General features: G+C 36.4%; 14 protein-coding genes. All 14 read left to right on the forward strand.

What is annotated here, in order from left to right; genetic code table 11:
* The first annotated feature begins 3 nt into the window (after window positions 1-3).
* The 14 genes from menG (at window position 4) to lhaT (ending at window position 12,536) form a co-directional block, all read left to right on the forward strand.
* Window positions 4-714 (forward strand): demethylmenaquinone methyltransferase, encoded by a 711-nt coding sequence (gene menG, locus ACY9Z2_RS08110; protein WP_463609120.1) that lies wholly within the window; start codon window positions 4-6, stop codon window positions 712-714.
* Window positions 715-747: 33 nt separating this feature from the next.
* Window positions 748-1,719: a heptaprenyl diphosphate synthase component II gene (gene hepT, locus ACY9Z2_RS08115; protein WP_463609121.1), complete on the forward strand. Its 972-nt coding sequence runs from the start codon at window positions 748-750 to the stop codon at window positions 1,717-1,719.
* A gap of 94 nt (window positions 1,720-1,813) precedes the next feature.
* Window positions 1,814-2,260, forward strand: a complete 447-nt coding sequence (ndk, locus tag ACY9Z2_RS08120) for a nucleoside-diphosphate kinase (RefSeq protein WP_463609122.1) — start codon at window positions 1,814-1,816, stop codon at window positions 2,258-2,260.
* A gap of 437 nt (window positions 2,261-2,697) precedes the next feature.
* Window positions 2,698-3,471 carry a CheR family methyltransferase gene (locus tag ACY9Z2_RS08125; protein ID WP_463609123.1) on the forward strand — a complete coding sequence of 258 codons (774 nt, stop codon included), beginning with the start codon at window positions 2,698-2,700 and terminating at the stop codon, window positions 3,469-3,471.
* A gap of 260 nt (window positions 3,472-3,731) precedes the next feature.
* A complete protein-coding gene (gene aroC / locus ACY9Z2_RS08130) occupies window positions 3,732-4,898 on the forward strand; it encodes a chorismate synthase (RefSeq protein WP_463609124.1) in 1,167 nt (388 codons plus the stop codon).
* Complete coding sequence (aroB, locus tag ACY9Z2_RS08135) at window positions 4,898-5,980, forward strand: 3-dehydroquinate synthase (protein WP_463609125.1); 1,083 nt, start codon at window positions 4,898-4,900, stop codon at window positions 5,978-5,980. The genes aroC and aroB overlap by 1 nt, the downstream gene beginning before the upstream one ends.
* Window positions 5,981-5,986: 6 nt before the next feature.
* Window positions 5,987-7,276: a 3-phosphoshikimate 1-carboxyvinyltransferase gene (gene aroA / locus ACY9Z2_RS08140; protein WP_463609126.1), complete on the forward strand. Its 1,290-nt coding sequence runs from the start codon at window positions 5,987-5,989 to the stop codon at window positions 7,274-7,276.
* Window positions 7,277-7,318: 42 nt separating this feature from the next.
* Window positions 7,319-8,581: a tetratricopeptide repeat protein gene (locus ACY9Z2_RS08145; protein WP_463609127.1), complete on the forward strand. Its 1,263-nt coding sequence runs from the start codon at window positions 7,319-7,321 to the stop codon at window positions 8,579-8,581.
* A 25-nt stretch (window positions 8,582-8,606) separates the two neighbouring features.
* Window positions 8,607-9,182 (forward strand): ReoY family proteolytic degradation factor, encoded by a 576-nt coding sequence (locus ACY9Z2_RS08150; RefSeq protein WP_463609128.1) that lies wholly within the window; start codon window positions 8,607-8,609, stop codon window positions 9,180-9,182.
* Between the two features lie 83 nt (window positions 9,183-9,265).
* On the forward strand, window positions 9,266-9,736 hold the full coding sequence (locus tag ACY9Z2_RS08155) for a DUF2487 family protein (RefSeq protein WP_463609129.1): 471 nt from the start codon (window positions 9,266-9,268) through the stop codon (window positions 9,734-9,736).
* Window positions 9,737-9,892: 156 nt separating this feature from the next.
* A complete protein-coding gene (locus tag ACY9Z2_RS08160; RefSeq protein ID WP_463609130.1) occupies window positions 9,893-10,405 on the forward strand; it encodes a QcrA and Rieske domain-containing protein in 513 nt (170 codons plus the stop codon).
* A 6-nt stretch (window positions 10,406-10,411) separates the two neighbouring features.
* Window positions 10,412-11,086 carry a menaquinol-cytochrome c reductase cytochrome b subunit gene (qcrB, locus tag ACY9Z2_RS08165; protein ID WP_463609131.1) on the forward strand — a complete coding sequence of 225 codons (675 nt, stop codon included), beginning with the start codon at window positions 10,412-10,414 and terminating at the stop codon, window positions 11,084-11,086.
* Between the two features lie 15 nt (window positions 11,087-11,101).
* The gene (locus ACY9Z2_RS08170) at window positions 11,102-11,872 is read left to right on the forward strand and encodes a c-type cytochrome (protein ID WP_463609132.1); all 771 of its coding nucleotides are present in this window, start codon (window positions 11,102-11,104) and stop codon (window positions 11,870-11,872) included.
* A gap of 82 nt (window positions 11,873-11,954) precedes the next feature.
* Window positions 11,955-12,536 carry a lipoprotein heptaprenylglyceryl N-acetyltransferase LhaT gene (gene lhaT / locus ACY9Z2_RS08175; RefSeq protein WP_463609133.1) on the forward strand — a complete coding sequence of 194 codons (582 nt, stop codon included), beginning with the start codon at window positions 11,955-11,957 and terminating at the stop codon, window positions 12,534-12,536.
* Window positions 12,537-12,560 lie beyond the last annotated feature (24 nt).

The following is a 12,560-nucleotide window of genomic DNA, read 5'->3' on the forward strand; positions in this document are numbered from 1 at the left end:
AACATGCATCAACAATCTAAAGAAGAACGTGTCCACCATGTATTTGAAAAAATATACTCAAATTATGATTCCATGAATTCGATAATTTCATTTCAACGTCATAAAGCTTGGCGCCAAGATGTGATGATGCGTATGCAGGTTGCTAAAAATGCAAAAGCACTTGATGTATGTTGTGGTACAGGAGACTGGGCACTTGCGATTGCAAATGAAACTGGAGTAGATGGAAAGGTTTATGGACTTGATTTTAGTACCAATATGTTATCTATTGCAAAGGAAAAACAAGTGAAACAGAATATAAACCAGCTTGAATTTATACAGGGAAATGCTATGGACCTCCCTTTTGATGATAACTCATTCGACTATGTCACTATAGGGTTTGGACTACGAAATGTTCCAGATTATATGACCGTATTAAAAGAAATGTATCGCGTTGTTAAACCAGGTGGTAAGGTAGTGTGCTTGGAAACTTCTCAGCCAACATTAATTGGGTTTAGGCAGTTATATTATTTTTATTTTCGGTTCGTAATGCCTCTTTTTGGTAGATTAATTGCAAAAAGCTATAATGAGTATGCATGGCTACATGAATCTGCAAAAGATTTTCCGGACAAAAATCAGCTTCAAGCAATGTTTTATGAAGCAGGTTTTTCTCATGTCCGAATGAAGAGCTATACTGGTGGTGTAGCTGCAATGCATATGGGATTTAAAGAGAAATAGAAAAAGTCCGTGGATGTTAAAAAGGTGATTGGCATGAAACTAGCAAAAACGTATGGTTACTTAAAGAAAGACCTTGATTATATTGAAAAAGCACTTGATGATGTAATAAAAGCTGATCATCCAGTATTAAGAGAAACATCTACCCAACTTCTAAAAGCTGGTGGAAAAAGAATCCGCCCTGTTTTTGTACTTTTAGGAGGACAATTTGGAGATTATTCTATTGAACGGATGAAAATTGTTGCAATCACGCTTGAATTAATCCATATGGCGTCACTAGTACATGATGATGTAATAGATGATGCTGAAATTAGACGTGGGGAGCCTACAATTCGAAAGCGATATGATAATCGAATTGCTATGTATACAGGCGACTACATTTTGGCAAGGTCATTGGAGAGTATTGCTACAATTGATGCACCAAAAGCTCATCAAACTCTTGCAAAAACTATTGTTGAAGTCTGTATAGGAGAAATCGAGCAGATTAAGGAAAAATATGTGTGGGATCAATCAGTACGTACCTACCTACGTAGGATTAAGCGTAAAACTGCACTTTTGATCGCAACGAGTTGTAAATTAGGTGCAATTGCAGCTGGTGTCAATGAAGTGGACACGAACCGATTATTTAAATATGGTTATAACATCGGTATGTCCTATCAAATTATTGATGACATTCTTGATTTTACTTCGTCTGAAAAAGAATTGGGAAAACCAGCTGGAAATGATTTATTACAAGGTAATGTCACGTTACCAGCACTATACGCAATGAAAGACCCAACATTTAATTCTTTATTAAGACGTACATTTGACGGCTCAGAACCAGTAACAAAAGAACAAATGCAACAGTTAATTCAAAAGTTGAAAAAAACAGACGCGATTGAACGGTCATATCAACTAAGTGATCTATATTTGAACAAAGCTCTGCACATACTAGAAAAGTTGCCAGATCATCGTGCGAAACAATCACTACATGGCATTGCTACTTATATAGGTCGACGTCGTTCTTAATTACAGTTTCAAGTTGTCATTTTTCCATAAGTTTGGTAAAATTTTAACGGCTGAGTGAATACAAGCAATATACATAATAGAAGAGGTGTTGAAAATGGAAAAAACATTTTTAATGGTTAAACCAGATGGCGTACAACGCAATCTTATTGGAGAAATAGTAAGTCGTTTTGAAAGAAAAGGATTTACATTAGTTGGAGCAAAATTAATGGTCATTTCAGATGACTTGGCTAAAACACATTATGGCGAGCATAAAGAACGCCCATTTTTCGGTGAATTAGTTGATTTCATTACTTCTGGCCCTGTTTTCGCAATGGCTTGGGAAGGTGAAAATGTTATTAAGACAGCACGTGAAATGATGGGAAAAACGAACCCTGTAGAGGCAGCTCCAGGAACAATCCGTGGAGATTTCGGTGTTACTGTAGGAAAAAACATCATTCATGGTTCAGATTCTGCTGAAAGTGCTGAAAGAGAACTTAACTTATTCTTTGATGAAAAAGAATTTGCGACTTATACAAAACAAGATAACGCTTGGATTTACTAATTAACAAAAGCCTCCGTTCATAACGGAGGCTTTCTTAAAAAATAAAAATAAATCTGATGCTTATTTGAGTATTCAACTAAGGTTACATAATAAAGAACAGTAAATCGAAGTAAACTGCGAACTAATCCAAGTACAATAATATTAGTTTTACAGCAAAACGCTAGCGGAAGAAATACACGAAGACTCCTTGAAAAAGAAAAGCACTTTTTCTGCATGCGATGTTTCTCAAGGGAGCTTTCCTAGTCCTGCGGGGAAAGCGAAGTGATGAGACTCCGCAGTGAGTGTTCTAATAAAGAAGGCCGAATAAAACCGTCCTTTGCGGACAACGTCGGCATACCCCTTGTCGGGGCAAGGAGGCTCAGTGCAAGCCCGCGGAAAGCGTAGTGTATTTCTAAGGTAACAGGGAGTATCTAGTTTTATTATAGAGGGGTAAAGAAATGTCTGAAGACTATAATGAATTTACACTACATATAAAGAATAAAATTGGAATCGATCTTAGTTTATACAAAGAAACACAAATGAAAAGACGCATTACATCATTACGGAATAAGCGGGGATACAAATCTTTTCATTCATATGTAATTGCGATGGATAAAGATAAAGCGTTATTGCAAGAGTTTATCGACAGACTAACTATAAACGTTTCGGAATTTTACCGCAATCCAAAAAGATGGAATGTTTTACAACAAAAAATATTACCAATGCTCTTTGAACAAACCAATACGATAACAATTTGGAGTGCTGCATGTTCAACTGGTGAAGAACCTTATAGTTTAGCAATGGTATTACGGGAACACTTTCCCAAACATACATGTAAAATCATTGCTACTGATATTGATGAACAGGCATTAGCAAAAGCAAAGCAAGGAATCTATCAGGAACAAGCGTTAAAAGACTTGCCGGAGAAATTAAAACAAAAATACTTTACTTCACAGCACGGATTATATAAAATAGATCCAAAACTTAAGGATATGATCACTTTCAAAAAACATAATCTTTTGGCAGATCGTTATCCTAACAATATTAACTTGGTTGTATGCAGAAATGTCTTGATATATTTTACCGATACTGCGAAGGAAACGATCTATACAAATTTTAGTAAGTCGTTAGTTAACAGTGGTGTGCTATTTGTTGGTAGTACAGAGCAAATTTTTACTCCGCAATCCTATAACCTTTCTTTAATAGATACTTTTTTTTATCAAAAGTTATAGTACTCTTGTCCATCGACAAGGGTATTTTTCATCACTTAGAATATAAAATTGAAACACCGAACAAATAGATTACCACGTCGAGTCACTAGCGGTACTTTCCCATTGTTTAACGACTTACTAGTATTACGGGGGTTGGCTGCTTGAGGCAAGTATTATTGCTTATAAAATAACCATACGTGTGGGGATAAAGGGTTATTAATTCCTTACCACCTAATAGATTTGTTATGGTATAGATAGATACTAATGAAAAGAGGGATCCTATGCGCTATTTAACTGCTGGGGAATCACATGGTAAACAACTTACAACAATAATAGAGGGATTACCTGCCCAATTGCCCATAACTAGGGATGATATTAATAAATCACTACTAATGCGCCAAAAAGGTCATGGCAGGGGAAAACGAATGCAAATTGAAAAAGATTTAGTGGATATTACAAGTGGTGTACGTCACGGCTATACAATAGGTTCCCCGATTTCACTCGTTATACATAATGATGATTTTAAGCACTGGACAGACATTATGGGTGAGGATCCGCTAGAAGATGATAATAAAATGAGGAGAGTTGTTACTAGACCTCGACCGGGACATGCCGATCTAAATGGTGCGTTAAAATACGGTCACCGGGATATGCGTAATGTATTGGAACGATCATCAGCACGTGAAACAGCCGCTCGTGTAGCGGCAGGTGCAGTGGCAAAAACCTTGTTACATTTATTAGGAATAGAAATCAGTGGATACGTAAGAGAAATAGCTGGGATTAAGGCAGAAGAGACCGTTGATTTAACTGTTAAGGAACGTCAACAAATTTCTGAGTTATCACCTGTTCGAACGTTAGATAAAAATGTTGAGAAGAAAATGATGGATGCAATTGACCAGGCAAAAAAAGAAGGGGATTCTATTGGCGGTGTCGTAGAAGTATATGTTACAGGGATGCCTGCTGGAATAGGTTCTTATGTGCATTATGATCGAAAGCTCGACGGAAGAATTGCCGGTAGTGTTGCAAGTATTAATGCATTCAAGGGAGTAGAATTCGGAATGGGTTTTGAAGCTGCACGGAAGTTTGGTAGCCAAGTACATGACGAAATTGCTTGGAGTGAATCAGAGGGTTATTTTAGAAAGTCAAATAACTTAGGCGGCTTTGAAGGTGGTATGACTACAGGAATGCCATTAATCATAAAAGGAGTAATGAAACCAATACCGACACTCTACAAGCCATTACAGAGTGTAGATATCGAAACGAAAGAACCCTTTAATGCTAGTATTGAGCGATCTGATTCATGCGCTGTTCCGGCTGCATCAGTCGTAATGGAGCATGTAGTAGCTTTTGAACTAGCAAAAGCAATACTCGAGCAATTCCCTTCAGATCAGTTTCCAAAGCTAAAGCAAGCAATCGATGACTACCGTGAGGAAATAAGGTGCTTTTAATGAAGCAATTAGAGATTAAAACACGTACGGGGGGATATCCAATCTATGTTGGAAATAACATTCGGCACCAACTAACGAATTATTTCCCCAAAAAATACTCATCGATATGGGTTATTACCGATACACAGGTTGCTGAATTTTATTTAGAAGATATTAAAAAAAGTTTCATGGAACACACACGTGTTTATTACTCCGTCATAAAACAAGGAGAACAATCTAAGAGTTTTGATGTATTTTATCAACTTCATACGACTGCCCTTCAAAATGAACTTGATCGAAACGCGTTAATCATAGCACTAGGTGGTGGTGTTATTGGAGATGTAGCTGGATTTGTTGCGTCGACATACTTGCGGGGAATCGATTATATACAAGTTCCGACAAGCATTTTGGCTCATGATAGCAGCGTTGGTGGTAAGGTTGCCATCAATCATCCGTTAGGTAAAAATCTGATTGGAAGCTTTTATTCACCGCAGGCTGTCATTTATGATGTACAAACATTACAATCTCTTCCTGTGAAAGAGGTACGTTCTGGTTATGCGGAACTTGTAAAGGAAGGGTTGATTGGGGATACTGGACTTTTTGAAAATATAATGAAAAAAAATCTTTCCTCTATCTCCACTTTGATTTTAACAGAACATTTACTTAAAGGAATACAAGTTAAAAAATCAATTGTACAAAAAGATGAAAAAGAACAAGGTATCCGTGCTTATTTGAACTTCGGGCATACGTTAGCTCATGCTATCGAGGCAGAATCTGGTTATGGAAATGTAACACATGGGGAAGCCGTTGCGATTGGTATGTTATTTGCTCTAGAAGTTAGTGAATCCATATTTAAAATCAGTCTTCCAACTAATATTTTACAAAACTGGATGCAAGTAAATGGGTATCCATTACATGTAGGTGAATTTACTATCGAAAACCTGTTAAGACGTATGAAAATGGATAAGAAAGCCGTAAATCGTCAAATACAAATGGTTCTGCTAGAAGACGTTGGTAAGCCAGTTATTGTAAAGGTGGATGACGATGAATTAGAAAAATATTTACGATCATTTATGGACAGGATGATGAACAATGGGAAGTGAATTATAATGGCTGAAAAAAAGTTATCTGCAACAAAACGCTCACTTTCAGGTGTAATCAAGGTACCTGGTGACAAATCTATTTCACACCGTTCAGTGATAATTGGATCGTTAGCTAACGGCGTGACAAATGTATCTAACTTTCTCCATGGCGAAGATTGTCTTCGTACAGTAGATGCTTTTCGCTCATTAGGAGTAAAAATTGAACAAGATGGAACAAATTTAGTCATTCACGGAAAAGGAACACAAGAGTTAGCTGAACCATCCGAAGAATTATATTTTGGGAATTCTGGTACGACTGCTAGGCTAGTTTTAGGAGTACTTGCCGGATTACCATTTAAAACTACAGTTACCGGGGATGAGTCATTATCAAAACGGCCAATGGACCGTGTTGTTTTACCGTTAGAACAAATGGGTGCTAAAATTGAAGCAAGCGGTGATGATGCCGTCTTGCCTTTAATTATTCATGGTAATAACTTAACTGGTATTCAGTACAAACTGCCAGTTAAAAGTGCACAAGTTAAATCTGCTTTATTGTTAGCGGGATTGTTTGCTAGTGGACGTACAGAAGTACAAGAAGATACTGTAACGCGAAATCATAGTGAATTGATGTTACGTGCATTTGGCGCAGACATCAATGTTGAAGGTCTTTCAGCATCTATCACAAATAAGAAAACTCTTCAAGCTACGGATATATCTGTACCAGGTGACATTTCTTCTGCTGCATTTTTACTTGTCGGTGCGGCAATTGCTCCATCAAGTAAAATAACAATAAAAAGTGTGGGCTTAAATGATACCAGAACGGGAATTTTAGATGTATTAAATGAAATGGGAGCATCGATTGAAATAACGAATACTGCCAGTATAAATGGAGAACTAAGAGGAGATGTAACTATTTCTACTAGCAATCTTCATGGTACAACTATACAAGGTGACATGATTCCGCGACTAATTGATGAAATTCCAGTTATAGCACTTTTAGCGACACAGGCAGATGGTATAACAATTATTAAAAATGCAGAGGAACTTAGGTTTAAGGAAACAGATCGAATCGACGCTATTGTCGATGTTTTATCAAAATTAGGAGCAAAAATTGAAGGAACAGATGATGGTATGGTGATTCACGGTAAAACGTCACTACATGGTGGAAGTGTTTCGAGTTATCAAGATCATCGAATCGCTATGATGGCATCAATTGCGTCATTAATCACTGATGGTGAAGTACTATTAGATGATGATTCAAGCATTGCAATTTCGTATCCTGGTTTTTTTCAAGACTTAGAGAAGCTAAGTTATTAAGTTAATTAGTTGGATAATGTAATAAATGATGGGGTGTACCGGATGGAAACGATTATGGAAGCTGTTCATTTGATGGAGAATAAAAAAACAAAAGAAGCGATTGATTTATTAGAAAGTCATCTTCCTACTGCCGATGAGGATGAAAAATTTACTATAGCAGAATTATATATTCAATGGGGAATTTATTCAGAAGCAAGTTATATATTAGAAGATTTGCTACAACAATATCCAGATGAAAGTGAACTGCGCATTATGCTTGCCGATATCTATATTGAATTGGACAATGATGAAAAGGCAATTGATTTACTAGACGATATTAAATCAGATGACCCAGCATATATGCAAACATTAATTCAGTTAGCCGACCTTTATCAAGCGCAAGGCCTATTTGAAGTAGCGGAACAAAAACTGTTGGCGGCAAAACAGCTTGATCCGGAAGAGGTACTGATAGACTTTGCACTAGGGGAATTATTTTTCTCAACAGGTGACTATTTGAAGGCAATTACCTATTATGATCGTGTTTTACCAAAAACGTTGGAAATTGCTAACGTTTCAATTAATGACAGGCTTGCAGAGGCAAATGCTGCAGCAGGTGAATATGAACTTGCTTTAACTTATTTTCAGGAATTAGAAAGTGAAAATTCCGATACTCTGTTTAAGTATGGTTTTACAGCTGCACATGCGAATCGAAACGATATTGCAATCAAAGCTTGGGAACATGTGATTGAAATAGACCCACATTATCTTACTGTTTATTATGAACTGGCACGAGTATATGAGACGGAAGAACGGGTACAGGAAGCATATGATACAATTAAAAAAGGATTACAGCTTGATGATTTTAATAAAGAGATGTATTTTTACGCAGGTAACCTAGCACATCAGCTTAATCAAAATGATGAAAGCGAAAAATATATTCGTGAAGCAGTAGCGATTGAACCAGATTATAAAGAGGCGATTTTATTTCTTATAGAACTACTAAAAGAACAGAATAAATATGACGAAATTAGCGAACTTATCCTTGAGGTAAAGAAGATGGGCGCTGATGATCCTCAATATGATTGGGAACTTGCACGTGCATTTAATGAAATAGAATCGTATAAAGATGCATTAAATCAATATGATGAAGCATATAATAGATTAAATACGGATAGTGACTTTTTGAAGGAATACGCATATTTTTTAACTGAGGAGGGTAGAACAAAGAAAGCTATTCAAGTTTTCCGTGAATATTTAGCAATTCAACCATTAGATGCGGATGTGGAGGAATATGTGGACCGGTTAGTTCAAGCTAACGAGATTTAGTATAATAATGAGGGAGGAAACTGTAATGCAAGCTCCTATTTCCATTCAAGATAAAAAGACATTTATTGAATGGTTTTTAAATCATTATCAGCTAAAAAAGCGTGAAAGCGTTTGGATTTTAAATTATTTAGTTAATCATGATAATCTTCTAAACAACGTGCATTTCATAAGAGATGCAAAATTCTGTCCCAGAGGTATCATTATTTCGACACAGTGTTCTGAAGATGCACCTTTTCGATTTTATAAGAATCATTTAGTTACAACTGATGCAGAAAAATCATTCCACGATATTCGAATGAATAGAGACGAGGCGCTTTATATCCAATTGAATTTTCATAATGCTATTCAAAATGCTTCTTATGTCGCGGTTCTAGAAGATAATCCATTTATTCCAGAGGACTACTATATAACTGAAAGCGATGAGAAGAATGCAGTAAAGCTTCTTGATAAAATTTTATACGACTATCAAAAGAAAGAACTTCAAATGGCGATTGATCGTAGTCTAGATAATAATGATCAGCAGCTATTTATGCAACTAACGAAAAAATTACATAAACTTGATAAGTCAACTGGTAATCAACCTAATTTGTTGAGGCAATAGGTTGATTTTTTTTGTCAAAATAAGATAAACTTTAATCATTAAACTGGTTTTTGCTGGTTTTTATAGAAAGGAAGTAAATATACGTGAGATGGATAAAAAAGGATTTGGAACAATACATACAGGCTAAGGAATATGTTGATACTATTATTATACCGTTAATGCCATTTCAGCTAGGAAATGACTCAAACTTGGTAAAAGATGCATTTCAGACGGAAGCTCTTTCTATTTTTGTTAAAGAAATTGAAAAAGATCTTGCAGGCAGGGTAGTATTAACTCCAAACTATACATATGTAAAAGGTGCCGATAAGGAACAAGAGGTTAGTCGATTAAATGAGTGGATAACAGAAAGTGCAACCCAGCCATTTAAATACACGTTTTTAATTACCTTTGATTCATCATGGAAGAAAATTGAGCAATCGCTTGACGGTACACTTATGTGGTTACCTGGGATTCAATCAGGAGATCTATATTCTAAGGAGATGCATGACTTTATACATGGTCAAGTAACACAAATTAGCGAATTAATTCAATCTTATTGGGAAACAATAGAGTAATATATAATATGTATGATAAAAATACAATTGCATCTGTTTTGTTACATTTTTGAATACATATTGACCGAACAAGCAGTTTGCGCTATCATGGTAATGTCCTAGTAATCTGATTAAATTTATAATTGTCCGTGATAACATGAAAGAGGGGGGAAAATCATGAGCGAAAACAAGCAACAAGTATCCCGTCGACAATTCCTGAACTATACACTTACAGGTGTAGGTGGTTTTATGGCAGCAGGTATGCTTGCTCCAATGTTAGGAATGGCTGTTGATCCTATTTTGAATAATACAAAAGCAGGAGATTTAGCAAACGTTGGACTAGCTGCCGAAGATATAACAAGTGAACCACAGCGTGTGGACTGGAAAGTTAATCAAGTAGATGCTTGGTATGAATCAGAGGTTAGTAAATCAGCCTGGGTGTATAAAGATGATAATGGTGATATCGTAGCACTTTCTCCAGTATGTAAACACTTAGGATGTGTTGTTTCATGGGAAGGTAGCGCAGACTATCCGGATCAGTTCTATTGCCCATGTCATGCTGGTCGTTATTACAAAAATGGTGTTAACGTACCAAATACACCTCCTTTAGCACCACTTGATGTTTACAAATCAAAAATTGAAAACGGGATGTTATTTTTAGGTAATGCACATCCGAGAGGGGAGGCGTAATAATAAATGCTACAGAAAATGTATGATTGGATTGATGAACGCGTAGACATTACGCCTTTGTGGCGTGATATTGCTGACCATGAGGTACCAGAACATGTTAATCCAGCGCACCACTTTTCAGCTTTTGTATATTGTTTTGGTGGATTGACGTTTTTTGTTACAGTAATTCAGATTTTGTCTGGAATGTTTTTAACAATGTACTATGTTCCAGATATTGAAAATGCTTGGAAATCTGTTTACTATTTACAAACTGAAGTAGCACATGGCCAGATCGTACGAGGAATGCACCATTGGGGTGCAAGTGTTGTTATCGTTATGCTATTGTTACATACATTGCGCGTATTTTTCCAAGGGGCGTATAAGAAGCCACGTGAACTTAACTGGATGATTGGAGTACTATTATTCTTCGTTATGCTTGGTCTTGGTTTTACTGGTTATTTATTACCTTGGGATAACAAGGCATATTTTGCTACAGAAGTTGGACTTAATATTGCTGAACAAGTACCATTTATCGGGGAACAGCTAAAAACATTATTGGCTGGTCATCCTAGTATAGTAGGTGCACAAACATTAACACGTTTCTTTGCAATCCATGTATTTTTCCTACCAGCTGGATTGTTCGGGTTAATGGCTGCCCACTTTATGTTAATTCGTAAACAAGGAATTTCAGGACCACTATAAAAAGGAGGGAAAGCTATGCATAAGGGTAAAGGGATGAAGTTTGTCGGTGACTCTCGAATTCGTAGTGACCGCAAGCCGAATATTCCGAAAGACTATTCTGAGTATCCTGGTAGAACGGAAGCTTTCTGGCCTAATTTCTTATTGAAAGAGTGGTTGGTTGGTGCTGTATTTTTAGTTGGGTTTCTATGTTTAACATTAGCTCATCCATCACCATTAGAAGGTGTAGCTGATCCAACAAATGCAGGCTATATTCCGTTACCTGACTGGTACTTCTTATTTCTATATGAACTTTTAAAGTATGATTTTGCTAGTGGACCGTATACAATATTCGGCATTATCATTATTCCTGGTTTAGCTTTTGGCGGATTATTACTGGCGCCGTTTCTAGATCGCGGACCTGGGCGCAGACCACATCAAAGACCTATTGCAGTTGCAATGATGATTTTAGGTCTTGCATCAGTTATGTGGCTTACGTATGAATCTGCTGCACATGTTGATTGGGAAGCACGTGCAGAAGCTAATAAACCAGTTCCAGCAACAGAAATTGATACAAGTCAACCAGGATATAAGGTTTATGAATCTAACTGTATGACATGTCATGGTGATCAATTACAAGGTGGCCCTGCAGCACCTTCGTTAATCGGTATTGACCATTCAAAAGAAGAAATTATGAAAATCGCCCAGGAGGGTATTGGTAAAATGCCTGCTGGAATTTTCAAAGGAACTGAAGAAGAACTTGCACAGTTAGCAGAATTTATCGTTAAAGTTAACGAAAAAGCCAAATAACGGTTTATTCTAATAAAAAAGACACCTTGCCATCGGATGTGGTGAAGGTGTCTTTTTACATAGTATCGAAAGGAAGAGAATTATGCTTCACTACATATTACGCGATAAAGCATTTCTGTTTTTATTGTTTTTTGTAAATCTTTTCGGAACAATTTATGGTTATTACTGGTATAGATTTCAATTAGTGGAAACGCCTGATATATTTTTAATATTTGTACCTGATAGTCCAACAGCCAGTCTATTTTTTACTATCGTAATTTTCTTTTTCCTCTTCAAAAAAAATGTTCCTTATATTGAAGCATTGGCAATTATTACCTTGTTTAAGTATGGTGTTTGGGCAGTGGTTATGAACATCTTTACTTTATTTGAGGTCGGTTCGATTGGATGGCAGGGTTATATGCTGATCATTTCCCATGGAGCAATGGCAGTACAAGGAATATTATATGCCCCATATTATCGACTTAAAATACGTCATATTGCTGTTGCTGCGGTTTGGACGCTACATAATGAAATTATCGATTATGTATTTGGGATGATGCCAATTTATTCTTCTTTAAGCGAATACATGCAAGAAATAGGATATTTTACTTTTTGGTTAAGTGTTTTATCCATTTTCATCGCGTATCAATTAACCATTAATAATAAAAATAAACAAACCTTATAGTGCGTTACTTGTTATATCAGTCAA

The organism is Virgibacillus sp. GM2-2, from assembly GCF_055329585.1.

Bases quoted from the DNA above. Each gene is read 5' to 3' on its own strand.
- aroA (WP_463609126.1), top strand. From the start codon at position 5,987: ATGGCTGAAAAAAAGTTATCTGCAACAAAACGCTCACTTTCAGGTGTA.
- ACY9Z2_RS08160 (WP_463609130.1), top strand. From the start codon at position 9,893: ATGAGCGAAAACAAGCAACAAGTATCCCGTCGACAATTCCTGAACTAT.
- ACY9Z2_RS08150 (WP_463609128.1), top strand. From the start codon at position 8,607: ATGCAAGCTCCTATTTCCATTCAAGATAAAAAGACATTTATTGAATGG.
- ACY9Z2_RS08145 (WP_463609127.1), top strand. From the start codon at position 7,319: ATGGAAACGATTATGGAAGCTGTTCATTTGATGGAGAATAAAAAAACA.
- lhaT (WP_463609133.1), top strand. From the start codon at position 11,955: ATGCTTCACTACATATTACGCGATAAAGCATTTCTGTTTTTATTGTTT.
- menG (WP_463609120.1), top strand. From the start codon at position 4: ATGCATCAACAATCTAAAGAAGAACGTGTCCACCATGTATTTGAAAAA.
- aroC (WP_463609124.1), top strand. From the start codon at position 3,732: ATGCGCTATTTAACTGCTGGGGAATCACATGGTAAACAACTTACAACA.
- qcrB (WP_463609131.1), top strand. From the start codon at position 10,412: ATGCTACAGAAAATGTATGATTGGATTGATGAACGCGTAGACATTACG.
- hepT (WP_463609121.1), top strand. From the start codon at position 748: ATGAAACTAGCAAAAACGTATGGTTACTTAAAGAAAGACCTTGATTAT.
- ACY9Z2_RS08125 (WP_463609123.1), top strand. From the start codon at position 2,698: ATGTCTGAAGACTATAATGAATTTACACTACATATAAAGAATAAAATT.
- aroB (WP_463609125.1), top strand. From the start codon at position 4,898: ATGAAGCAATTAGAGATTAAAACACGTACGGGGGGATATCCAATCTAT.
- ACY9Z2_RS08170 (WP_463609132.1), top strand. From the start codon at position 11,102: ATGCATAAGGGTAAAGGGATGAAGTTTGTCGGTGACTCTCGAATTCGT.
- ndk (WP_463609122.1), top strand. From the start codon at position 1,814: ATGGAAAAAACATTTTTAATGGTTAAACCAGATGGCGTACAACGCAAT.